This is a genomic window from Agromyces sp. NPDC055520 (assembly GCF_053619715.1).
In genome coordinates, this window is record NZ_JBSHJY010000005.1 from 1 (window position 1) to 23,161 (window position 23,161).

Consider the following 23,161-nt stretch of genomic DNA (forward strand, 5'->3'; position numbering starts at 1 on the left):
GGTTTTGCCTTATTTGGCCTTCTACTGCTGGTGTACCTCTATGGGGGGCACTGGACCCCCTTTTCCACGCTTTGGACTATACGCATATGCGACGGGTGCGGGGGGGACCTTCGTCCCCGCCGGCACGCGCCGGAACGACGCACACTGACCGCATGAGCCCGCAACGCGCATTCCGCGTCACCCTGCTCGTCGTCGAGGCGTTCGTTGCGGTGACGTCGTTCGGCGGGGGTGCCGCGCTCACGCTCGGGGCGCTGGTCCCCGACCTCTCACTGGTCATCACGCCGCCTGCCGAGTACCTCGAGGGCTCGCCGTTCTCGTCCTACCTGGTGCCGGGGCTCGTCCTCGCCATTGTTCTCGGCGGCATCCACGCGATCGCCTTCGTGCTCCTTCTCCGACGGCGCCCATCGGCATGGTTCGCGGCTGCGGCGGCCGGGTACGCCGCACTCATATGGATCTTCGTCCAGATGATGGTCATCCCCTTCAGCTTCCTGCAGGCTGTCTACTTCATCGCTGGGGCAGTCGAACTCGGTCTCGTGATGCTGAGCCTCGGCCTGCTTCCGATCGCTCGTGCGACGCGTCGACGGCTCACCCGCTCGAGCGTTGCACGAGACACATCATCAACTACGGGAGGTGCATCATGACCCAGCCAGTCGTACATTGGGAGATCGGCGCCCGGGATGCCGTCAGGTTGCGGGACTTCTACGCCGCGCTGTTCGATTGGGAGATCACGGGCGACGCGGACTACGGCTTGGTCACCCCGGCGGACGGGGGCATCGGCGGAGGGATCCTGCAGACCCGCGAGGGCATGCCGTCATACGTGACCTTCTATGTCGGCGTCGACGACCTGGAAGCGTCGCTCGAACGTGCAGCGAGTCTCGGCGGCCGAACGCTCGTGACACCCATGCCGATCCAAGGGGTCGGTGCATTCGCGATGTTCTCCGACCCCGAAGGCAACGCGATCGGCATCATGGCGGAATCGCCGGACCAGCCGGGAGAGTGAGATCTCGATGGTGATCGCCCCGCAGCGCTGAGGTTGCTGCCGCTGAGGGAATGGGAGGTCGGCGATGACGGGCGGCGATTCGGATGGGTTGACATCGGCGGAAGCCGGACAACTCCTCGCCCGCGACGGTGCGAACGCGCTGCCCAAGGCGAAACGTCCGTCGGCGCTTCGCCGTCTACTCAGGGAGCTGGTCCGCTTCTTCGCAGTGATGCTGTGGGTCGCGGCCGTGTTCGCTCTCGTGGCAGGACTTCCCGAACTCGCCATCGCCATCGCCGCTGTCGTGCTGCTGAATGGCGCCTTCGCCACCGTCCAGCAAGCCCGTGCAGACCGTGCAGCCGACCGACTCCAGGACATGCTGCCTTCGCAGGTCACCGTGCGACGCGACGGCGTCCGCCAGGTGATCGAAGCCATCGAGGTCGTCGTCGGTGATCTCCTGCTCCTGGAGAGTGGCGACCGCGTGCCGGCCGATTCGACCGTGCTCACCGAAGACCGGCTGCTCGTCGACTCCTCCATCCTCACGGGTGAGAGTGACGCGGGCAGCGTTGCAGTCGGCGAACAACTCTTCGCCGGCACCTTCGTGGTGGAAGGCGAGTGTCAAGCCCAGGTCGAGGCGGTCGGCGGGAGAACGAGGCTCGCGGGAATCGCCCGATTGACGGGATCCGCGGAGAAGCCGGACACGCCGCTCACCCGAGGGCTCCATGGCGTCGTGCGATTGACTGCCACCATCGCGGTCGGCGTCGGCGCGCTGTTCCTTCTCGTCTCCGTGCTGGTCGGCAGCTCGATCCAGGATGCGTTCGTCTTCGCGGTCGGCGTGACCGTGGCCCTGGTACCAGAGGCGCTGCTTCCGACCGTCACGCTGTCACTTGCATTGGGTTCGGAGCGCATGGCGAAGCGCAACGTTCTCGTCCGCAACCTCGAGGCCGTCGAGACCCTGGGGTCCACGACGTTCATCTGCACTGACAAGACCGGGACCCTCACCCGGAACCAGATGACCGTCATCGAGGCTTGGGTCCCGGATGGCTGGGTCACGGTCGGAGGCGGCGGGTATGGTCCCGTGGCCGATCTCACATGGTCATCGGACGGCGCGAAGCAGCCGGTCCGTGATCTCGCGATCGCGGCCGAGCGTTGTTCGACCGGGTATGTCGTCGAGGTGGACGGTGAATGGTGCGCCCACGGCGATCCCATGGAGGCCGCCCTCGATGCGTTCGCCCGGCGCCTCGGCATCGACACATCCGTGGACCGACGAGAGGATGTCGTGCTGCGGCGCTTCGCCTTCGACCCGCGGTTGCGTCGCATGGCGGTCGTGCGGACTGAAGAGGTCGTGGTCAAGGGGGCGCCCGACACTGTGCTTCCACTCTGCGGCGACCAGCCGAGCGCCCGCGCGGCGGTCGATGACCTCACGGCCCGCGGTCTTCGCGTGATCGCGATCGCGGCAGGAGCGCGTCGCGGTTCGATTCCAGATCGCCAGGAGGACCTCGAGCTCGGCCTCCACCTGCTCGGCCTCGTGGCGCTCGAGGACCCTCCCCGCCCAGAGGTATCCGAAGCGATTCGGATCTGCCGCGGCGCCGGCATCAAGGTCGCCATGGTCACGGGTGACCACCCGGGTACAGCGACTGCGATCGCCGACGAGGTCGGACTGCGCACCCCCGGCGACCCGGTCCTGATCGGTGCGGATCTGCCTGCGGATGAGCAGCACCTGGGAGCGATCCTCGATCGGGACGGCGTGGTGATCGCGCGCGTCTCTCCAGAGGAGAAGCTGCGGATCGCCCGTGCGCTGCACGCTCGAGGAAACGTCGTCGCCATGACCGGTGACGGCGTCAACGATGCACCCGCCCTGCATGAGGCGGACATCGGCGTGGCGATGGGGCGATCTGGGACCGATGTCGCCCGCGAGGCTGCCGATCTCGTCTTGCTCGACGACTCCTTCGCAAGCATCGTCGCAGGTGTCGAGCAAGGCCGTGCGACCTACATCAATGTGCGCCGGTTCCTCACCTACCACCTCACCGACAACGTCGCCGAACTCACCCCCTTCCTCGTCTGGGCGCTTTCCGGCGACCAGTTCCCGCTCGCCCTCGGGGTGCTGCAGATCCTCGCGCTCGATCTCGGCACCGACACATTCTCCGCTGTCGCGCTCGGCGCGGAAGCTCCCGCGAAGCACCTGCTCGACGGACCACCGGTGAGCGGCCGGCTCATGAACGGGACGGTGCTCCGACGGGCGTTCGGCGTGCTCGGGCCGTTGGAAGCGCTGCTCAGCATGACCGCATTCCTCGTGTCGCTCGCGACATTCGGATGGGTGCCGGGCGGAGTGTTCCCGGCAGGCCAGGAACTGGCGTCGGCCTCCGGTGCCGCGTTCATCACGGTCGTGTTCGCCCAAGCAGCGAACGCCTTCGCCTGCCGGTCCTCCACCCACTGGCCGGGAGCGCTCGGCTGGGGCACCAACCACCTGCTGCTCGGTGCGGTGGCAGCCGGGATCGCATTCTCGCTCCTGACCCTCTGGGTCACCCCCATCGCCGCGCTGCTCGGGCAGGCGAGCCCGCCCACGGCGGGGTGGCTCGTCGCGTTCGCCGCGATCCCGACGCTCCTCGGCGTCGACGCACTGGAGAAGCGTTTGCATCTTCGCTGGATGCCGCGCGTTGCATCGCGATGATGCGGCCCAGCCCTTTCGCACGTTGGAGGTTGGCGTAGGGTCGGACCATGAACGGGGATGAGGGCGCCAGGCCGGCAACGACCCACGTCGATCGTTACCTCCAGATCGCGGCGGCGTTCCGTCGCCATGGGCTCGGCTTCGCCGCGGGTCTTCTGGGACTCGATCGCATGATGCCCCGCGGTCACGGCGGAGCTGCCGATGCCGCGATGCGCGCAACCGCCGAGTCACCGGCGCATCTGCGGGCCGCACTCGAGGAGCTCGGCCCCACGTTCATCAAGCTCGGACAGCTGCTCTCCACGAGGTCGGACCTGCTTCCACCAGCGTTCGTCACCGAGCTCGCGAGGCTCCAGGATGCTGCGCCGCCGGTGGCGGTCGAGGAGATCCGCGCGGTGATCCGGAGCGAGCTCGGTGCGGAGCCCGAGAGCGTGTTCGCGTCGTTCGACGACCGACCGCTCGCATCCGCATCGATCGGGCAGGCCCATGCGGCTACTCTCACCGACGGGACACGCGTCGTGGTCAAGGTCAGGAGGCCCGGTGCGGTCTCCCAGGTGCAGATGGACCTCGAGATCATGCAGAATCTGGCGATGCGCGCGACGCGAGCGTGGGAGTTCGCACGGGATTTCGATGCCGTGGGCATCGTCGACGAGTTCGCCTCGACCATCCGCGCGGAGCTCGACTATCTCGAGGAGGGCCGGAACGCCGAACGATTCGCGCGGGACTTCGAGGACGACCCCAGTGTGGTCATCCCTCGCGTCATCTGGGATCACACCACGTCGCGAGTCCTGACCCTCGAACGGATGGGCGGGATGAACGTCGCCGATACCGTCGCGCTCGACGAGGCCGGAGTCGACCGCCATCTCCTCGCCCGACGTGGCGCCGACATCGTGCTGAAGATGATCTTCGAGAACCGATTCCTTCACGCCGACCTCCACCCCGGGAACCTGTTCATCCACCGCGATGGCACGATCGCGCTGGTCGATTTCGGCATGGTCGGCGTGATCGGGGAGGAGTTGCGCGAACACCTGAGCCACCTCTTCATCGCCATGGTCCGCGGCGACGTCGGCCTGCTCGCGTCAGCGCTGATCGAAGTCTCGGTCACTGGCGCTTCCGTCGATCGCATGACGCTCCGCGATGACCTGCGGCCGTTCCTCGTTCGCTACCGTCTCCGGTCGGTTCGCCAGACACCGTTCGCCAGGATGATGGCGGACCTGTTCGCGATCCTGCGAGACAATCGCGTCCGGCTGCCACGCGAGATGATCCTGCTGTTCAAGGCGCTGCTGCTCATCGAAGCGCTCGCCATGCGGCTCGATCCGGACTTCCGCCTCGGAGACGCGCTCGAACCGTATGCGGAACGCCTTTCGTGGGAGCGGCTCCGCGCATCGGTCATCGCGAAGCGCCTGGTCAAGGCCTCCGTCGACGTCGGCGAACTCGCGCTCGATCTTCCCGGCATCGTCCGCCGACTGGTCGATGCAGCTGACACGACGGGCATCCAGGTGCACCTTCGAGCCGCCGAGCTCGAGCCGCTGGTCGGGCGTGCCGAGCGAATCGGGAACCGGCTCGTGGCCGGCATGATCGGCGCCGCTCTGATCTCCGGCATCGGCGGACTGGTGGCCAGCGAACGGCGATGGCGCTCCTGGGAGGGCGCGATGGTGGGCGCCGGGCTCGGAGCGATCGGAACCCTCGGCGCGTACCTGACGTGGACCGCCCGGCGCCGCCGGCTGCGCTGACATCACGCCGTCACGGATGCCTCCACCTGGCATGTGGCCTTCGCCCCTTCGATGCTCGCGGCCGACCACCATGGGTGACTCGTACATGCGCATGCCGTGTGCTCGACACCCTCGGTAGCGGGCTCAAGCGACAGCTGGAAGACGGAAGCTCCGCTCGTCGCCGGTGGCGAGTTCGTGCTCCATGCCCTCGACGACGATGCGGATGGGGGCGGCCTCCCCCTCGGCCGAGATGATGCGCAGCTCCTCCTGCGTGACGGTCACGCTGAGCGCCTGGTCTCGGTAGGCGAGGTGGAACGTGACGGAGCCGATCTCGCTGGGCAGTAACGGGTGGAACCACAGCCGATCGCCGCGCATCTCGAGCCCGAGATAGCAGCGCGTGACGAGATCGACCGATCCGGCCATGGCGGCAATGTGCACACCTTGGCGCGTGGTGCCGTGCTGGATGTCGTCGAGGTCGCTGCGGAGCGCCTGCGTGAGGAACCCCCATGAGCGCGCGCGATCCCGTCGCGCCTCGAGCCACGAGTGCACGACGTTCGAGAGCGTCGATCCATAGGTGGAAGTCACCGAATAGCGCTCCACCGTTCGCACGACCGCATCGGCCGGCAGGTCGTAGCCCATGTCGGCCAGGATTCCCCGCAGCTCCTCGGCCGAGAAGAGGTACAGCAGCATCAGCGCGTCGGGCTGCTTCGACACCTGGTATCGGTTCGTCGTGTCATCGTCAGCATTGAGGATGAGGTCGAGCCGTCCGATGTCCGCGTACCTCCGTCGGTACGCGTCGAGGTCGATGGGCTCGAGGTCCTCGTAGCCGTCGAATTGCGAGAGCGTGCCGTCGTCGTTGAACACGACGGTGAGTCGGCGCGCGATGCGCTCCCACTCTTCGGGCTCGCCGGGCATGATGTCGAGCCGCTTCCAGTCGAGACCGCCCGGATGCCGCCGCAGCACGTCGACCGTGGCGATAGCTCTTCGCAGCACCCACGCCGTCATCACATTCGTGTACACGTTGTCGCGCACGCCCTCGCCGGGCCGGTCGAGGTAGCCGTCATGAAACTCGTCAGGACCCATGACGTGGTCGATCGAGTACCGGTCGCGCGCAGGATCGTAGACCGCGAGCGACGCGAAGAACCGGGCGACCTCGATGATGAGGTCGGCGCCATCCTGCAGTATGAACTGGGTGTCCCCAGTGGATTCGTAGTACTGCCATGCGCTGAACGCGACCGCGAGTCCCACGTGACGCTGGAGCGACGAGTGGTCGGGCATCCACTGCTCGTTCAACGGGTTGAACAGCCGTCTCGGGGTGACGTCGTCGCCCGCGATGCCGCTCTGCCACGGGAACATCGCGCCGTCATGGCCGGCCCGAGCAGCCGCCGCACGCGCTGCACCGAGGCGACGGTGCCGGTAGGCGAGCAATGCTGAGGTCAGTCTGGGCCGGCGCAGCGTGATGAACGGGTATACGAACAGTTCGTCCCAGAACACGTGGCCGTCATACGCCTCACCGTGCAGGCCGCGAGCCGGAACTCCAGCATCGAGATCGGCGTCCACGGCATTGAGTGTCTGCAGCACATGGAACGCGTTGAAGTGCAACGCGAGAGCCTCCTTCCCCGCGGGCCGCAGTTCCACTGCGAACTCGAGCCAAAGACGTTCCCACGCCTGCGTGTGGGCGATCAGCAGTTGGTCGAAGGATGCCGCATGCGCGATCCCGTCCGCGGCGGCTTCGGCCGGCGTGAGCACTGCCCGGTCTCGAGAGGTGCTGACGTGCACCACCTTCTCGATCACGAGTGGAACGCCGACCGCGGCATCGGTGGTGAACTCGTGCATCACTGCCCCGCCCGAGTCTGCGTCGAACCGGCGCGTCGGTCGAATCTCGGATTCGCCGAGCCGCGCCGTGGTGCGGGCGGCTGTGGCGATCCGGACATTCGACCGTTTCGTCTCCGCTTCGAGCAGCACCGTGTCCGGTGCCTGTTCGCGCAGCACGGTGGGGCGCAAGTGCCGATGCGTGCCCGGCGAATGGCCCGGCACGTTCGAGTTCGCGACCCGGCCGTCGATGCCCGTCCGCACCGTGACGGGGCCCGACCAGTTCGCGGGCAGGATCGACACCCGCAGTGCTGCGAGCCGTGGCGTCGCCTGGGAGACGAACCGATCGCTGCGCACCTCGGTCACCCGGCCGAAGGGATCGCGCACGGCGACGCTCCTCGTCAGGATGCCGTGGCGCACGTCGAGCTCCTGGTGGAACTCGAGCAGGTCGGTGTTCTCGAGCGGGTCGAGACCGAACCAGTCGTCACCTCCGAGGCGGATCCGAACGGGCAGCCAGTTCGGTGCGTTGACCATTTCCTCGTCGGGCATCGCGACGCCGCCGACCATCCAGTCGACCACGTCGTAGACGCCCGCGAAGTACGTCCCCGGGTAGTGCGTGTCGTCGGCGACGGCCTCCTCAGCGGCTCCGCGCGTGCCCCAATAGCCGTTTGCGAGCGTACAGAGCGCTTCCCGCTTCCCTTCCTCCGCAGGCACGTACTCGTCGAACGCCACGACCCATGTGTCGGCAGCGTCGGATGGATGGTCCGGATGTCGGACCCCGCAGAGGAGCCCGTTGAGGAGGCCGGAGTCTGCCATTCCTCCACGGTACGCAGCGGCATCCGCCGAATGACCAAGGTATGCCGTGCGCCTCAACTCCTCCTCAATCGCGGTACAGCCCTCCTCGAGACGTGAATCGTCGAGAGCATCACTTCGAGTCTTCCTTCGTGTCTTTCGCAGGGGAGATCGTGATCTTCCGGGCGGCCGGGAGTGCCTTGAACGGCACCGTGACCTTCAGCACGCCACTGGTGAAGGTGGCCGAGACCTGGTCCTCGTCGGCCTGTTCAGGAAGTGCGATACGACGGTAGTAGCTCGCGCTGCTCTCGCGCACGACGTACCTCTTTCCCTTGTCTTCCTCCTTCTCGTGCTTCTCCGCCTGAATGACCAGTACGCCCTGGTCGACGTCGACGCTGATGTCCGACTCGTGGAATCCGGGAAGGTTCGCTTCGACTGTGAGCTGCGAGTCATCCTCTGTGTAGACGTCCGTGATCGGCATCATCTTGCGACTTGGGCTGAAGAGACCCTCGGAGAAGAGTTGCTCCTTCAATGCGGTGAGTTCGGCGAACGGATCGAACCGAACGAGGTTGCGTGCCATGATCGTTCCTCTCGAGTTTCACGCGGAGCGTGCTGACGTCGGCGACGTTACAGCTCAGGTGTTCCTGCACGAGGGTCGAACGTCCCATCGTCCGTGCCGGCCCGTCCCACCGGCTTCCGGCGTGTGCGGACACAGGTCGCCCACGTGGTCTTCGGCCGAGTGGTCGAGCAGCCGCGCGCGGCGGTCGCTTCCTCACCCGCGTCGACGAGTTGCTGCAGAAACCGGAGCAGGCTGCTCGATGTCCTGGCGCGGCCGAGTCTCAGATGGCGACCCAGCCCCCGTCGCTCGCCAGCACGACGCCGGATACGTTGAGCGAATCATCGCTGAGCAGCCAACAGATCGCCGCGGCCAATTGCTCGGCCGTGGCGATTGGAGGCACGTTGACCTGCATGAAGGGTCCGAGGCGTTCGCCGGCGAACTGCGACTTGAAGGGTGCCTCGATATTGGTGGCGACGCCGCCTGGCGCGACGGCGTTGCACCGGATCCCCTTGGGCGTATAGAAGAACGCAGTGCTCTTGGTGTATCCGTTGAGCGCATGCTTCGACGTCGTGTAGGTGGTTCCTGCGGCTGATCCGCGTAGACCGGCCTCTGAGCTGACGTTGACGATCGAACCGGAGCCGGCCTCGAGCATGAGCGGAAGGACGGCCCTGGTGAGCCTCATGACGGCAGTGAGGTTGACGTTCAGCACCCGCTCCCACGTGGCATCGTCGATTTCGGCGGATGGAAGGAAGCCGTCCATGATTCCGGCGACGTTCGCAAGCGCGTCGACCCGCCCGGCTGCCGCAGCGACGACTGCCTGTACCGTCTCCTCTGAGCTGATGTCCCCGTCGACGGTCACGAGTCGTTCGCTGAAGCGGGCGTTGCGGAGTTCCTCCAGCCTCTCGGTGACAACGTCGGTGGCGATGACCCGTGCGCCTTCCTGTAGCAGGCGTACGGCGGTCGCTCTGCCGATGCCGGAGCCGGCGCCCGTCACGATCGCGGTCTGACCGGCGAACCGGTCGGGAACAAACGAGTCGGTCATGATCTTCTCTCTCCGCACCGTTCCATCTCGCATCTCTACCTCTCCATTGGACTTCGTCGGAGCCGTGATGCGCGGGCCGAAGGTCCCGCCGCCGGCGAATGGCTCCGGGTGAGGCTCCCGATCGGCATCGACGCCCTCGACGACCGAATTCAACTCTGATGCGACCCGAACCGGCCAGCTGAGCCGACCGCCCACGGCGCGGGTCGAAAGACCCAAGGGGTGGCGCCACCGAGTGCTTGACTCCGACAAAGCGACCGAGAGGAGGTCGAGCCATGATGTGGGACTACGGCTACGGCATGTGGTGGATGTGGATCCCGGGCCTTCTGCTGGCTCTGCTCATCATCGGCGGCATCGGCGGCATCGCCGCATTGATCGTGATGGTGGTCCGCTCGACTGGCTCATCGACGCGCCCGCCAGACACGAAACGGCCAGACACTGATCCTGCTCGTCGCATCCTGGAGGAACGACTCGCCCGCGGCGAGATCACGCCCGAGCAGTACCGAGAACTTCGTTCATCCCTCGATGAAGGTCGGCACCTCTAGCGCACGATGTGAGTCGACGGTTGACGCGGACACTCCTCACAACCCGTTCGAGAAGGCCCTCGGTGTGAGCACCTGCGCACAGACGCCGTCCCGCGTCGGCGCCGCACGATCCGCGCCGTCGCGACGGCGCGGATACGCGTCCGCACTGGCCTGCTGGCCGCGATGATCGGGTCGCGCTGTTCTCCAGTTCCCGCCATCACCGTGCAGTACGGTCTGCACGGGCGGCGGTCAGGTGGGGTACGACGCGTTACCGGAACTTCGCGTGAATGACCGGAGGTGGGCTCCAAGCCGGCGAGGAGCCGCTCGAACACGCTCACCACATTGGACTCATCCTCGGCGGTGATGGCTGCACTGAGGTCGGTGATGTCCTTCTCCTCGATCAGGATGCCGACCTGGATCGCTTCGTCGAGGCTCGTCGAGCCGCGCGCGACCGACTGGTCATGCAGGGACTGCGGGTCCGGATCGGCGAATACGCCGACCTCCGCCGAGCGCGGATCGTCGATGCCGCGATCGCCGAGGAGCGGCGCGACCGGGCTCAGGTGGGTGGTCTCGCTCCCGGCGATGTTCGCGAAGATGCCGGTGCCCCACTCTTCACCGAGCGTGACGTAGACGTCGTGAGCGAGTCTCTTCTCCTCCATGAGGAAGACCAGGGCGGTGGTCGTGTCGTATGGTGCGACGGCTTCGGGCTCGGGCGTGTCGGCCGTCGGAGGTGCCTTGGAGGGCATCGTTGCGATCGTCGCGGCCGCGACATCCGGACTCTCGATGAAGAGCACGCCCAGTCCGACGCTGCAGAGTGCGAGCTGGATCTCGGCGCTGACGCCGAGGAAACCCATCGCGGTACAGGAGACGAAGGCCAGCACGAGACCGATGATCCAGGTGAGCTTCTGTTGCTCGCCGACCCATTCGGGTCGCTGGCGTCGCACGATGAGCGACCCGATGACCAGGCGCGGCATGTACCGCGCTCCCACGAACAGCCGCATCGACATGTCGAACAGGAACGTCATGCCGAACGCTTGCAGGGGCTGCAACTCACCGGTCAGCGCCGGGCGTCGCCATGGGTCGTCACCTCACCGGGAGAACAGGCGCGAGAAGAAGCCCGACTCTTTCGCGTGGCCCTCGCAGCGCTGGCTGCGCGGAATGCCTCGCATGACCTCGTCGACATGCTGGCCGCAGCCGGCCCAGGTTGTCTTTCCGCACCTACGACAGGTGACTGCACTGCACATGGATGGTTCTCCTCGGGTTGGGGTTCGGGGGCGGGTCAGTGCGCTCAGCGCTGGGTGTGGCTACCGTCGCACCACTGTGCGGCGGGGACGACTTGCTTCACATCGTCGACGTGCTGGCCACAGCCGGACCAGGTCGTCTTTCCGCAGGTGCACGGGACGGGGCTGCACATGATGGGCTCTCCTCAGGGGTGTGTGGTGTGGTGGACGGCCTAGGCGACGAGTGCAGGAACCGCCGAGCGGGCCCTCGTGCCGGCGATCCAGGTCAGGTAGCCGCCGTCGAGGTTCACGGATTCGTGGCCGAGCTGGGCGAGCAGTCGCACGGCGGTGTGGCCGCGCTGGCCGACCTTGCAGTGCACGATGAGGCGTCCCTCGGGCAGCTCATCCGTCCGCGATCGGATCTCGTCGAGCGGGATGTTGACCGAGCCCGGGATAGCACCGTCGGCGTGTTCTCCCGCAGTGCGCACGTCGACGAGGGTCGCACCCGCGTCGCGTTCGGCCTCCAGCTCATGCCACTGGATCGAGGGGGTGAGGCCCTCGGCCGCGTTGAGTGCGACATAGCCGAGCATGTTGACCGGATCCTTCGCCGAGGAGTACTGCGGCGCGTACGCCAGCTCGAGGTCGGCGAGCTCGGAGGCTCTGATACCGCCGGTCATTGCCGTGGCGATCACGTCGATGCGCTTGTCGACTCCGTCGCCACCGACGCCCTGAGCGCCGAGGATCTCATCGGTCGTGGCGTCCACCACAAGCTTGAGCGACATCGACTCCGCACCGGGGTAATAGCCGGTGTGAGAGGCCGGGTGAGTGTGGAAGACGCGGATGTCGCGGCCGATGCGCCGGAGCAGCTTCTCGTTCCAGCCAGTCGCCGCGATGGTGAGGCCCATGACGCCGACGACGGCGGTGCCGAGCGCGTCGCGCACGTGGATCGTCTTGCCTGTGATCGCGTCGGCGACGAGGCGTCCGTGGCGGTTGGCGAGCCCGGCGAGGGCGACGAGGCGCTGCTCACCCGAGATGGCGTCGGTCTTCTCGACCGCGTCACCGATCGCGTAGATGTGCGGGTCGCTCGTGCGCAGCTGGTCGCCGACCCGGATGCCGCCACGCTCGCCGATCTCGAGGCCGGCGGCCGTGGCGAGCGACGAGTCGGGTCGCACGCCGATCGAGGCGAGCACGAACTCGGCGGGGACCACCTCGCCGTCGGAGAGCACCGCGGTGTCGGTGCCGAGCTCGGTGACCTGCGTGCCGAGACGCACGTCAACGCCCGCGGCGCGGAGTCGCTCCGCGACGGGGCCGGCCATCTCGGGGTCGAGGGGTGGCAGCACCTGATCGCCGAGCTCGACGAGGGTCACGGCGAGGCCGCGGTGCACGAGGTTCTCGACCATCTCGAGACCGATGAATCCCGCGCCGATGACCAGCGCGCTGTTCGGAGCGACGGTGAGCTCGGCCATCGCGGCGTCGACGTCGTCGATGTCGCGGAGCGTGAGCATGCGATCGCCGCCGGGGATGTGGGGACGCACTGGCGTCGCCCCGGGCGAGAGCACGAGCGCGTCGTAGGCCTCATCGGTCTCCTCCCCCGTCGTGAGGTCGCGGACCCGAACCGTCTTGGCGTCGCGGTCGATGGAAACGGCCTCGGTACGCACGCGCACGTCGAGTTTGAACCGGCTGCCGAGCGACGCGGGGGTCTGCAGGAGCAGGGTGTCGCGCCGCTCGATGACGCCGCCGAGGTAGTACGGAAGTCCGCAGTTCGCGAACGAGACATGGCCACCGCGCTCGAGCACCGTGATCCGGGCGTTCTCGTCGAGCCGGCGCAGGCGGGTGGCAGCGGACATGCCGCCGGCGACTCCGCCGATGATGAGGTAGCGCTTCTGGGTCATGAGACCATCGTAGGGATACCCGGGGGGTATTGTCAAAATACCCCAGGGGTATTCACTGGCTCGTCTTCCGGGCGGCACGTCAACCCGTGCGGATCGTGCCCATCATGCCGAGATCCTCATGGTCGAGGATGTGGCAGTGATACACCGCCTTGCCGGTAAGACCCTCGAATGCGATCCGTACGACCGTGCGGCCGCGGGCCGGCACCGGAACCACGTCGCGCCAGTCGATGCCCTCGACGGGCCGCCCGGCTACCTCGAGGAGCTGCATGGGCCAGGCATGCAGATGGAACGGATGGTCCATCGGGCTTTGGTTCACGATTGCCCATTCCTCGAGCGACCCGCGCAAGACCTCGGTGTCGATGCGATCGTGGTCCGATGCGATCGTGGTTGAAATCGCGGCCGTCGATCGTGAAGTCCATGCCGCCGCCGCCCGGCCCCATCACGAGGGTGATGGTCCGCGCTCCGGTCATCTGCTCGGCGCGGAGGTCCCTCGTCGTCGGGAGCGGAACAGTGAGTGGGGAAGCGGTGACCGGCTCACCCGCCACCACCAGAGTGAGGAGGTCTGCGCCAGACGTCGCACTTGAGGGACTCCCGAGCATCCCCAATGCTGCCGCGATCGAACGGCAGTGCCTGAAGCACGCTGGTCCCCCCGCACGGCCGTCATCATGACGTCCGCGCGATTGCCGGGTGCGAGCACGATCTCGTCGACGTCCTGGGGCTCTGCGTAGCGGCCGGTGTCGACACCGAGCAGCTGCATCCGCTGCCCGTCGAGGCGAAGCCGCAGGTAGCGCGAGCTGCACGCGTTGATGATGCGCCAGCGTTGCCGCTCCCCCGGCCTCGCGATCAGCGTCGCACCCACCTGGCCGTTGACCATGACCAGGCCGCCCTCTCGCCCCAGCGTGCGCTCGCCGGCGGATGCCACGTGCACGTCGGCGCCGTCGAACGCGATGTCGGAGATCATGAGCAGCCGCTCCCCCGCGGCCGCGACGGGCTCCTCGTCGTCTACGATGATCGCGCCGTACAGGCCCGCGAAGAGCTGCTCTGCGGAGTCGCCGTGGTGATGCGGTGATACCAGAACACCCCGGGCGGGTGGTCCAGCTCGCTTCGGAACGTCAGGGCGATCCGATCGCCGGGCCGAATCCGCAGTGTGGGACCCGGGAGGCTGCCGTTGAACGTCGACGCCCGCACCTGCCGACCCGCTACCACGACGTCTGTCAGTGCAGCGGCGAGGGTCAGCTCGAGGAGGCCGTCCGAACTCTGGAGCACTTCGGGCTCGGTGAGGGTGCCGAAGTCCTCGAGCTGCGGCGATGGGTTGAGCGAGGGGCTCGCCTCGGGGGTCGCCCCCGCCGGGGCTTCGGGTTCATTGCGCCCCCGGCTCCGAAGCCAGAGACCGCCCCCAGCGAGAGCCGCCGCGCCAACACCGCCCAGGACGAGCGCGTTGCGGCGGGTGATTCCCCGACTGCCACGTCCAGCGCTCGGCGTCGGGTGCTCGTCGACCATGACATCACCTCCACTGGGAGACTATGGTCGCCCCCAAGGAACGCTCGGGACCTTCGCCTCGCGCTCCCGGTCGCACGTAGTGCCCTCGAGATCGCCGGCATCTCGACGTTTCGCGCTCGATCATCGCGGCGCGAGGTCGCCGCCTAGGAAGCCGGCTCCGGTGCACTCTTCACCGATCAGTTTCGACGGCGCCCGTCTCGACCGCCGTTTCGCAGTAATACCCCAGGGGTATCTCTGCTAGCGTGGGTGACTCGCCTCCACCCTCACCCAAGGAATCGCCGCCATGAAGCCCCTCTCCCGCATCCTTGCCCCACTCGCCGTCGCGTTCACGGTGGTGTTCGGTGCCGCCGCCTGCGCCCCGACCGCAGAGGCGATCGACGTGTCATCCGACACCGTCACCATCGACGTGCGCACACCCGCCGAGTATGCCGACGGCCACCTTGACGGGGCCGTCAACATCGACGTGCAGTCGCCCGAATTCGGCACGCTCCTGTCCGCGTTGCCCACCGACGGCGAGTACGTCGTGTACTGCCGGTCGGGCAACCGCTCGGCCGCCGCGATCGAGCGCATGGAAACCCTCGGGTTCACGTCACTCGTGAACGCCGGCGGGGTGGAGGCCGCGTCGAGCGCGACCGGCATCCCGGTCGTCAAGTGATCCGCGTGCCGCTCGCTGAGCTGCGGGCCTGGCCCGCTTCGCGCCGCCCGATCGCCGTCGCCGCGGGAATCGGGGCGGCCGCGATACTCGTCGCGACCGGGAGCCTGGTGACCTCCTCGGCAAGGGTGCCGTGGTGGACATGGCCGGTGATCGCGGTCGGCGCGGTGCTGCTCGGACTCGTCATCGCCACCTTCCGCGCCGCGCCCATCGGCGCCGAACCCGTGGTCTGCGACCTGCGCTGGCCGGTGTTCGGCCTCGTGGGGCTGTCCCTCGCGACCGAGCAGGTCAGCGCCGTGCCGATGATCGACCCGCTCGTGCGCCCGGTCGTCGCACTCGCCGCACTCGTCGTGCTGGTCTACGGGCTCGTCGACCGGACGTCCCGTGAGCGCCGCATGATCGCGGAGCGGCGCCGCCTCGAGGCCGGCGGCGAGTCGGACGAGGGTCTCACCTGCACCACGTGCCGACCCCTCTTCCCTGCGCACCGTGATGCCGCAGCTCCGACGGCGGCAGACGACGTCACGCGTCGCTGACGGCGAACTCCCCGAGGGCCTGCACGCCGCCGGCACGATAGCTCTGCCACTCCCGGCTCTCGCCCGCCCCGGGCATGGGTCGCCGCTCCCAGTCGGTACGCAGTCGAGCCGCGGCATCCGTGATCTGTTCCTCGGTGGACTCGGCGTCGACCCGGCGCAGCAATTCGCCCAGCCCTGCGATCCGCCCCTCATGGAACTTGGCGGCGGGATACGATCGGCCGTCCTTCGCGATGGCGCACGCCGTGGTGTCGCCGAGGAGCATCGACATCTCCTCCGCGGCCGCGAGACGGCGGCGCTTCATCTCCGTACGGTCGATCACTTCGCTCGTCATCTCCTGCTTGGTCGCGATCTGCATGTGCACGTCAAGATCTCGATGCGGGTCGACGACGATCGCCTCGCGATTCGCCTGGCGGCCGGTAGGTGACTCGCCTGATCGAGATCGTCGGCGTGGATGTGCTCCAACAGCCGGTTCGGGTCACGCCGTGGCCTGGCTGGATTCACGCTCCGTGATCTGGCGCCGCACGCTATCCATGTCCAGTGCGCGCGCACCTTCGACCAGCTGCTCCAGTTGCGGCCCGCGTAACGCACCCGGTTGGGAGAAGACCAGGATGCCGTCGCGGAAGGCCATCAGGGTCGGGATCGACGAGATCCGGAAGGCCGCGGCGAGTTCCTGCTCCGCCTCGGTGTCGACTTTGCCGAACACGATGTCGGGATTGTGTCGGGCGGCTTCCTCGAAAACCGGGGCGAACGCCCGACAGGGGCCGCACCATGCCGCCCAGAAGTCGACGAATACGATGCCATCGCCCGAGACGATCTGCTCGAGGTTGTGGCTGGTGAGTGTCACTGTGGTCATGGCCTGGCCCCTCCTATCGGCCGAACAAGCGGGCGAAGGAACCCCCACGGTTCTGCGTGGCTGCGTCGATCTGCGCCTGGGTGTGTGCGCCGCTGCACCAAGCGGATGCCGGCACCGTGCGCCGCACATCCTGCACGTGCTGGCCGCAGCCCGCCCAGGTGGTCTTGCCGCACACGCGGCATTTCACTGCTCGGCACAAAACGTCTTCCTCTCACCGATCTCTCACCTCAAGGATACCCCCTGGGTATTTCTCACTATACTGGTGGGAGTATGCTCGATGTTAAATCCATCCATGAAGGGCTTCCTGATGACGAATGCGACCTCCTCGGCTGCAGTGCACGACGCTGACGCTCAGCGCAAGATCGTGAATCGTCTGCGCAGAGCCCAGGGGCAACTCGCAGCGGTCATCACGGCAGTGGAGAACGACGCCCCCTGCCGCGATGTCGCGCAACAGCTCGCGGCAGTGTCGAAGGCCCTCGACCGAGCCGGCTTCCTCGTGATCTCCACCGCGCTGAAGGACTGCCTCGCCAACCCCGATGCGGAGGGCATCCCGCAGCCCGAGGAACTGGAGAAGCTCTTCCTGTCACTTGCCTGACCGGGCAGCGACCCGGCGCGCAACACGCGCGTAACACGCGCGGGACACCGAGCAAGCCTCGCAATGCTCGTTCGCGGCGATTCTGCGTGCTCGGCCCGATGCACTCAACCTGCGGGCGAAGTGTTCTCCGACTCGCCTGTCTCAGATGACTCGGGTCGACTCGTCACGCTTCCGGCAGCTGGTTCGTGGCCAGGCAGATACGGGGAGGGCTCCGGTTCGTGGTGGCGCATGGATTGCACCACCAGGATGACGATCCCGACGGTGATAACCGCGAACGAGGCCCAGATGTTCGCCGGGATGCCAAGCGGTGCGTCGCTGGTCGGGTCGATCCGGATGGCCTCCAGCCCACTGCGGCCGAGCCCGTACCAGATGAAGTAGATGGCGAGGCTGCGACCCCATCCCAACGTGAAACGTCTCTCGAGCAGCACTATGACCCCAGCACCGCAGAGGTTCCAGATCATCTCGTACAGGAACAGCGGGTGGAACAAGGCTATTCGTAGGCGGCGAAGGCCGCGCTGTGATCGTTCGGCGATAGTTGGAGTCGGAAGCCGAGCACATATGCCTCGACCATCGCCAACGCAGACCCGTGGCCGGCAAGCAGCGACTCGTCAACGAGTCGGAACAGGCCGCCTGAGCTGGGCTCATCGCCGGAGCTCGGTGTCGGGGTGGAAATGTCCAGTCCGAATCACCTTCGCACTTGAGTGCGGCGCCCCCGCCGGTTGGCCTAACAGTAGGGCCGCGCATGGAGGGCCCAAGGTCCCGGTCGCCGGTACACCTTGTGCGTACCGTCAACCTTGCTGGGCTGTGCACGACGACGTGCTCGCGAGGCGGAAGACTTCAAGGGGGAATCGTGGACGAGCGGGCGATGGACGTGCTGGTGGCGGGCTACCAGGACATCGCGACGGCGCAGCGGGACTTCGACGGGCTCGTCGAGCTCGTGAAGGCGAAGAGCGTGAAGATCGAGGGCGCGATCCTCGTGAAGCACGATGTCGACGGCGAGGTCACGATCGCCGACACGGGCGATCACCTCGGGCGAAAGGGCGCGGGATGGGGGGCCGGGGTCGGCCTCGCGGTCGGACTGTTCGCACCGGCCCTGCTCCCGGCGATCGCCGTGGGCGCGGCGGGTGGCGCGTTGGCGGGCGTCTTCACCGACCACCGGCTCAAGAGCGGGATCGCGGAGAGCATCGGCGCCAACTTGCCGCCCGGGCGGGCGGGCGTCATCGCCGTCTTCGACGACGGGTACCGACTCGCAGTCGAGCAGGCGCTGCCGGGTTCGCCCGCGAAATCCATCGCGCAGTCCGACAGCCACAGCTTCGGCCAGTTGAAGGAGTCGCTCGCGGAGGCCGCGGGGAAGTTCGCGCCGGACCGCACGGTGCTGCCGCTGAAGGACCCGGCGTTCGGCGGCACCATCGGGCGCACCATCGACCAGGCGGTCGCCGACTGGACCATCGTCGGCACGCCGAAGCCGCCCGCCGGCGCGCCCAACGTGCTCGTCGTGCTCATCGACGACGCCGGCTTCGGCAACCCCAGCACCTTCGGCGGGCCGATCGCCACGCCGAATATGACGCGTGTGCAGCAGATGGGCCTCACCTACAACCGCTTCCACGTCACCGCGATCTGCTCGCCGACCCGCGCCGCCCTGCTCACGGGGCGCAACCAGCACCGCGTCGGGTTCGGCTCGATCGCCGAGTACCCGGGACCTTTCCCGGGTTACACTGCCGCGGTGCCGAAGAGCTGTGCACCCGTGGCCCGCGTGCTCAAGGACAACGGCTACGTGACGGGCGGGTTCGGCAAGTGGCACCTCACGCCCGACAACGTGCAGGGCGCGGCCGGCCCGTTCGACCGCTGGCCGGGTGGATGGGGGTTCGACCACTGGTGGGGGTTCCTGAGCGGCGCGGCGGGCCAGTACGACCCGATCATCACGCAGGACAACTCGACGCTCGGCGTTCCCGAAGGCGAGGACGGGAAGCAGTACTACTTCCCCGACGACATCACTGACAAGGCCGTCGAATGGCTGCACTCCGTTCGCGCGCAGGATGCGGCCAAGCCGTGGTTCATGTACTACTCGACCGGGTGCGCGCACGCGCCGCATCACGTCGACACGGAGTGGGCCGACAAGTACAAGGGGAAGTTCGACGCCGGTTGGGACGAGTACCGGAAGACCGTGTTCGAGCGGCAGAAGGAGCTCGGCGTGGTCCCGCAGGATGCCGAACTCACCGAGCGCCCCGACCTGTTCCCGGCGTGGGACAGCCTCACCGAGGTCGAGCAGCGCCTCTACGTGCGCCAGATGGAGGTGTTCGCCGGGTACTCCGAGAACGCCGACTGGAACGTCGGCCGGCTGCTCGACTCGATCGAGGAGATGGGCGACCTCGACAACACACTGGTCTTCTACATCTGGGGCGACAACGGCGCAAGCATGGAGGGCACGATCACCGGCTCGTTCAACGAGCTCACCTTCCTCAACGGCGTCCCGCTGACTCCCGAGCAGCAGCTCGTACTCATCGACCAGTACGGCGGCATCGACGCGCTCGGCGGTGTTGACACCGCGCCGCACTACGCCGCAGCCTGGGGCTGGGCCGGCAACACGCCGTTCCAGTGGGGCAAGCAGACGGGCAGCCACCTCGGCGGCACCCGCAATCCGATGGTCGTCGCGTGGCCCGACCGGATTCCGGGTGGCGGGGAGCTGCGCTCGCAGTTCACGCACTGCATCGACATCGGGCCGACGATCCTCGAGGCCGTCGGCCTCCCCGAGGCCACGTACGTCGACGGCATCGAGCAGGAGCCCATGGACGGCACGAGCTTCCTCCACACGTTCGAGGCCGCCGATGCCGAGGAACGGCATACGGTGCAGTACTTCGAGTCCATGGGCAACCGCGCGATCTACCGGGACGGCTGGTGGGCGTGCGCCCGCCTCGACCGGATCCCGTGGGACTTCTCGCCGGCGACGATCGCGAGGCTCGCGCCGGGTGTCTACGACCCCGAGCAGGACACGTGGGAGCTCTACTACTTGCCCGACGACTTCAGCCAGGCGCACGACCTCGCGGCTGAGCAGCCCGAGAAGCTCGTCGAGCTGCAGGAGCTCTTCTGGCAGGAGGCCGAGCGCAACAAGGCCCTTCCGCTGCTCGGCGGCATGTCCGTCTTCTTCGGCATCCTGCCGCCGTTGCCGACGACGACGCGGTTCACGTTCTACGGCGACGTGCAGAACGTACAGCGCGGCATGATCCCGCGCATCTACGGGCGGTCGTACGCGATCGAGGCCGACCTGCTCGTGCCCGCCAGCGGCGCCCAGGGCGTGATCGTCGCGAACGCCGACTCGATCGGCGGCTTCGCGCTGTGGGTCGACGAGGGCGGGCTGCTGCACCACACCTACTCGATGCTCGGAGTCGAGACGTACCGGCAGGTGTCGACCGAGTCGATCCCGAGCGGTGCGGTGGCCGTGCGCATGCAGTTCGACGCAGACGAGAACAAGACCGGCAGCGGCGGGGTCGTCTCCTTGTACGTGAACGGAGGCAGGATCGGCGAGGGACGCCTCGACCGCACCGTCCCCCTCGCGTTCTCGTCGTACGCCGGCATGGACGTGGGCCGCGACAACGGACTCGTGGTCGACGAGGCCTACAAGCAGCTCGCCCCTTACGCGTTCACGGGCGAGGTGCGCAAGGTCGTCTTCGACCTGAAGCCCGCGTCGCACTCGGTCGAGCAGCAGCTCCACCACGCAGCCAGGGCGACCGGCGTCGGCGCCGGCGCGGCGGGCTAGCGTGTTCCGCGACGCCCGGGGCGGTGGAACAGCAGGATTGCGCTGAGGAACAAGCCCACGCAGGGAAGTGCCGAGGGGTCCACTGACGCTCGCCCCAAGCGACGAGGAGAACCAGGGCGACGAGGTATCCGAGGTAGAACACCCAGCGAGGTACCGATGAGGCCTCAGCCCGACGGTGCTCACCGAGAGGGTGAAGACCGCCGCCATTCGCATTGAAGACACCGAGATGAGCGTCTCGGCGCTGGTGCGACCGAACGCCCAGACGTCGGCGTCGGCGTTCGGGCTGGCGACCATCTCCATCATGCTGACCGACGTCACGGCACCCATGAACACCATGCCGAGGAACAGCGGTCCGCTGCCGAGAAAGACGGTCGAGAACAGGCGGTCCTCGACCTCGGCCAACTGCTCCCGCACTACCCCGATGAACCACAGGAACGCGATACCGGCGAAGGGCACCAGTCCGAGACCCCACGTGATGAGGGTCCTCCGCCCGGCATCTGACCGGAACGCCTCGAACCCGCCTTCGGCGGCCGCGAGGCGCATCAGCGTCATCGCCGTCATGAGCAGAATGGCGAACGCGATCCCCGCGATCGCCGCCCCCTCTCCGGGATCGCCAAAAGGGAGGGGAAGGAACCGGCGAACCGGTGGTCGCAGCGTGCTCGTCTACAGGCATGTATCCGATCTCACCGTTCTCCAGCAGCCGGAGGCGCGGCACCGTCCGGGCCACGCGCCGGATGATGACGACGAGGGAGCCCGCGAACGGCCATGTCGGCGACTGTGCCGCCCGGCTCCGGCCCACGTGCTGCATTCGCACGGGCGTACCGCGCGGCGAGGGGTGCGGCGCTGGCGCCGTGCGCGATGACGCTCAGGAACACGGTCGCCGCGATGATCGTCACGGCGAGCCCGGCATCCGTTTCGCCGAGCTCCTCCAGCGCGAGCAGGGCGAACACCAGCGATGCGAGGCCCCTCGGACCGAACCATCCCACGAACAACACCGTGTTGCGGTCCAGACCCGACCCGATCGTCGCGATCGCGACCGGGAGCATCCGCACCACGGTGAGGCTCATGACCGCGTAGAGGACCAGGACCGGGCTGAGTCGGTCCAGGAGGATCGGGATGGCGATCGCGCCGAAGGCCAGCCACACCAGCAGCGAGACCAGGCCGCTGGCCTGCTCGAGGAACACCAGCTCCGCCCGGCCGCGACGACCTGCGGTCGCGCCGAATGCCAGCCCGCCGCAGAACGCCGCGACGAACCCGTTGCCGCCGACCACGACGGCCAGCAAGTAGGAGATGAGGGCGAGCGCCAAGACGGCAATCCCTGCGAAGTCCTCGGCGACCCATCCATTGCGGCGCGTCAGGCGCAACAGGTACCCGCCCGCTCCCCCGACCACGACGCCGACGAGCGCACCAATCGCGAGCTGCACCAGCGCCGCTCCCAGGCCCACTGCACCCTCCGCGCCCTCGACGGCTGCCGCGCCGGCGATAGCGAACATCACGACGGGAGTCGCGATGCCGTCGTTGAGGCCACTCTCGACGGTGATCAGCCGTCGGATCCGCGACGGCACGGCCGGGTTCGTCACGACGGGCACGCCGAGCGCCGCATCGGTGGGGGCCAACGCCGCGGCGACCAGCAGCGCGAGCCAGCCATCGAGTTCCGGGAAGAACCACTTCGCCAGGCCCCACCCAGCCAGGATGGTGAGCGGCAGGCCGATGCCGAGCAACCGAAAACACCGGCCGAGGTCGGCACGGAGGTCCTGGATACGCACCCGTGCGGCATCGGAGAAGAGCACCCAGACCAGCGCGATCTCGACTAGCGGCTTCAGCGTCTGGGGAGCCGCGGCAGCATCCACAATGCCGAGGCCGACTAGGCCCGCGCCGAGGACGGTGAAGACGATCGGGGCGGCGAGGTCAGCCCGTTCGAACCGTGCCGCGACTGTTCCCCAGAGGAAGACCGCCGCCAGCACCAGCAGCGCCGCCACCGCATCCATTCCGACCTGCCCCACCGCGTGGTCGCCGCGACCGCCCGACACCATGCCAGCTCGCGATTTCCAGCGTGTCCAACGGTGAACCCAAGGGAAGGGTC

General features: G+C 67.6%; 21 protein-coding genes. 9 read left to right on the plus strand and 12 right to left on the minus strand.

The window, feature by feature from the left end; genetic code table 11:
- The 4 genes from ACWGST_RS04055 to ACWGST_RS04070 all read left to right on the plus strand — a co-directional run.
- Positions 1 to 641: hypothetical protein (locus ACWGST_RS04055; RefSeq protein ID WP_452045366.1), on the plus strand; the 641-nt coding region annotated here is incomplete at its 5' end.
- Entirely contained in the window at positions 638 to 1,000 is a 363-nt protein-coding gene (locus ACWGST_RS04060; protein WP_452045367.1) for a VOC family protein, read from the plus strand. The genes ACWGST_RS04055 and ACWGST_RS04060, both read left to right, overlap by 4 nt.
- A 64-nt stretch (positions 1,001 to 1,064) precedes the next feature.
- Positions 1,065 to 3,647: a cation-translocating P-type ATPase gene (locus ACWGST_RS04065; RefSeq protein ID WP_452045368.1), complete on the plus strand. Its 2,583-nt coding sequence runs from the start codon at positions 1,065 to 1,067 to the stop codon at positions 3,645 to 3,647.
- 206 nt (positions 3,648 to 3,853) lie between these two features.
- Entirely contained in the window at positions 3,854 to 5,374 is a 1,521-nt protein-coding gene (locus ACWGST_RS04070; RefSeq protein ID WP_452045480.1) for an ABC1 kinase family protein, read from the plus strand.
- A 123-nt stretch (positions 5,375 to 5,497) separates the two neighbouring features.
- Here ACWGST_RS04070 and ACWGST_RS04075 read toward each other — a convergent pair whose 3' ends face one another.
- The 3 genes from ACWGST_RS04075 to ACWGST_RS04085 all read right to left on the minus strand — a co-directional run bounded on the left by ACWGST_RS04075 (position 5,498) and on the right by ACWGST_RS04085 (position 9,558).
- A complete protein-coding gene (locus ACWGST_RS04075) occupies positions 5,498 to 7,981 on the minus strand; it encodes a glycoside hydrolase family 65 protein (RefSeq protein WP_452045369.1) in 2,484 nt (827 codons plus the stop codon).
- 109 nt (positions 7,982 to 8,090) lie between these two features.
- Positions 8,091 to 8,537: an Hsp20/alpha crystallin family protein gene (locus ACWGST_RS04080; protein WP_452045370.1), complete on the minus strand. Its 447-nt coding sequence runs from the start codon at positions 8,535 to 8,537 to the stop codon at positions 8,091 to 8,093.
- 259 nt (positions 8,538 to 8,796) lie between these two features.
- A complete protein-coding gene (locus ACWGST_RS04085; protein ID WP_452045481.1) occupies positions 8,797 to 9,558 on the minus strand; it encodes an SDR family NAD(P)-dependent oxidoreductase in 762 nt (253 codons plus the stop codon).
- A 272-nt stretch (positions 9,559 to 9,830) separates the two neighbouring features.
- Here ACWGST_RS04085 and ACWGST_RS04090 point away from each other — a divergent pair, with 272 nt between their 5' ends.
- Positions 9,831 to 10,100: an SHOCT domain-containing protein gene (locus tag ACWGST_RS04090; RefSeq protein WP_452045371.1), complete on the plus strand. Its 270-nt coding sequence runs from the start codon at positions 9,831 to 9,833 to the stop codon at positions 10,098 to 10,100.
- Here the strand turns inward: ACWGST_RS04090 and ACWGST_RS04095 are convergent.
- The 4 genes from ACWGST_RS04095 to ACWGST_RS04110 form a co-directional block, all read right to left on the minus strand.
- Positions 10,097 to 11,104, minus strand: a complete 1,008-nt coding sequence (locus ACWGST_RS04095) for a DUF2202 domain-containing protein (RefSeq protein ID WP_452045372.1) — start codon at positions 11,102 to 11,104, stop codon at positions 10,097 to 10,099. The genes ACWGST_RS04090 and ACWGST_RS04095 overlap by 4 nt on opposite strands.
- A gap of 428 nt (positions 11,105 to 11,532) precedes the next feature.
- On the minus strand, positions 11,533 to 13,191 hold the full coding sequence (locus ACWGST_RS04100) for an FAD-dependent oxidoreductase (protein WP_452045373.1): 1,659 nt from the start codon (positions 13,189 to 13,191) through the stop codon (positions 11,533 to 11,535).
- A gap of 79 nt (positions 13,192 to 13,270) precedes the next feature.
- The gene (locus ACWGST_RS04105) at positions 13,271 to 13,537 is read right to left on the minus strand and encodes a multicopper oxidase domain-containing protein (protein ID WP_452045374.1); all 267 of its coding nucleotides are present in this window, start codon (positions 13,535 to 13,537) and stop codon (positions 13,271 to 13,273) included.
- 120 nt (positions 13,538 to 13,657) lie between these two features.
- Positions 13,658 to 14,152, minus strand: coding sequence for a hypothetical protein (locus ACWGST_RS04110; protein ID WP_452045375.1), 495 nt, complete (start codon positions 14,150 to 14,152; stop codon positions 13,658 to 13,660).
- 822 nt (positions 14,153 to 14,974) lie between these two features.
- Between ACWGST_RS04110 and ACWGST_RS04115 the strand changes: the two genes are divergently transcribed.
- Together ACWGST_RS04115 and ACWGST_RS04120 are read left to right on the plus strand one after the other, a co-directional pair.
- Positions 14,975 to 15,346: a rhodanese-like domain-containing protein gene (locus ACWGST_RS04115; RefSeq protein ID WP_452045376.1), complete on the plus strand. Its 372-nt coding sequence runs from the start codon at positions 14,975 to 14,977 to the stop codon at positions 15,344 to 15,346.
- Positions 15,343 to 15,876 (plus strand): hypothetical protein, encoded by a 534-nt coding sequence (locus ACWGST_RS04120; protein ID WP_452045377.1) that lies wholly within the window; start codon positions 15,343 to 15,345, stop codon positions 15,874 to 15,876. Before ACWGST_RS04115 ends, ACWGST_RS04120 begins: the two co-directional genes overlap by 4 nt.
- Here the strand turns inward: ACWGST_RS04120 and ACWGST_RS04125 are convergent.
- From ACWGST_RS04125 to ACWGST_RS04135, 3 genes are all read right to left on the minus strand, one after another.
- Positions 15,863 to 16,231, minus strand: coding sequence for a hypothetical protein (locus tag ACWGST_RS04125; RefSeq protein WP_452045378.1), 369 nt, complete (start codon positions 16,229 to 16,231; stop codon positions 15,863 to 15,865). The two genes, ACWGST_RS04120 and ACWGST_RS04125, sit on opposite strands and share 14 nt — an antisense overlap.
- 120 nt (positions 16,232 to 16,351) lie before the next feature.
- Complete coding sequence (gene trxA / locus ACWGST_RS04130; RefSeq protein WP_452045379.1) at positions 16,352 to 16,729, minus strand: thioredoxin; 378 nt, start codon at positions 16,727 to 16,729, stop codon at positions 16,352 to 16,354.
- A gap of 13 nt (positions 16,730 to 16,742) precedes the next feature.
- Positions 16,743 to 16,928: a hypothetical protein gene (locus ACWGST_RS04135; protein WP_452045380.1), complete on the minus strand. Its 186-nt coding sequence runs from the start codon at positions 16,926 to 16,928 to the stop codon at positions 16,743 to 16,745.
- A gap of 108 nt (positions 16,929 to 17,036) precedes the next feature.
- Between ACWGST_RS04135 and ACWGST_RS04140 the strand changes: the two genes are divergently transcribed.
- Entirely contained in the window at positions 17,037 to 17,324 is a 288-nt protein-coding gene (locus ACWGST_RS04140) for a metal-sensitive transcriptional regulator (RefSeq protein WP_452045482.1), read from the plus strand.
- A 104-nt stretch (positions 17,325 to 17,428) separates the two neighbouring features.
- On the opposite strand, the gene ACWGST_RS04145 is transcribed toward ACWGST_RS04140, so the two are convergent.
- Positions 17,429 to 17,812, minus strand: a complete 384-nt coding sequence (locus ACWGST_RS04145; RefSeq protein ID WP_452045381.1) for a prolipoprotein diacylglyceryl transferase family protein — start codon at positions 17,810 to 17,812, stop codon at positions 17,429 to 17,431.
- A 377-nt stretch (positions 17,813 to 18,189) separates the two neighbouring features.
- On the opposite strand from ACWGST_RS04145, the gene ACWGST_RS04150 reads away from it, so the two are divergent.
- Entirely contained in the window at positions 18,190 to 21,078 is a 2,889-nt protein-coding gene (locus ACWGST_RS04150; protein ID WP_452045382.1) for a sulfatase-like hydrolase/transferase, read from the plus strand.
- 683 nt (positions 21,079 to 21,761) lie between these two features.
- Here ACWGST_RS04150 and ACWGST_RS04155 read toward each other — a convergent pair.
- Positions 21,762 to 23,066, minus strand: coding sequence for a cation:proton antiporter domain-containing protein (locus ACWGST_RS04155; RefSeq protein WP_452045383.1), 1,305 nt, complete (start codon positions 23,064 to 23,066; stop codon positions 21,762 to 21,764).
- Positions 23,067 to 23,161 lie beyond the last annotated feature (95 nt).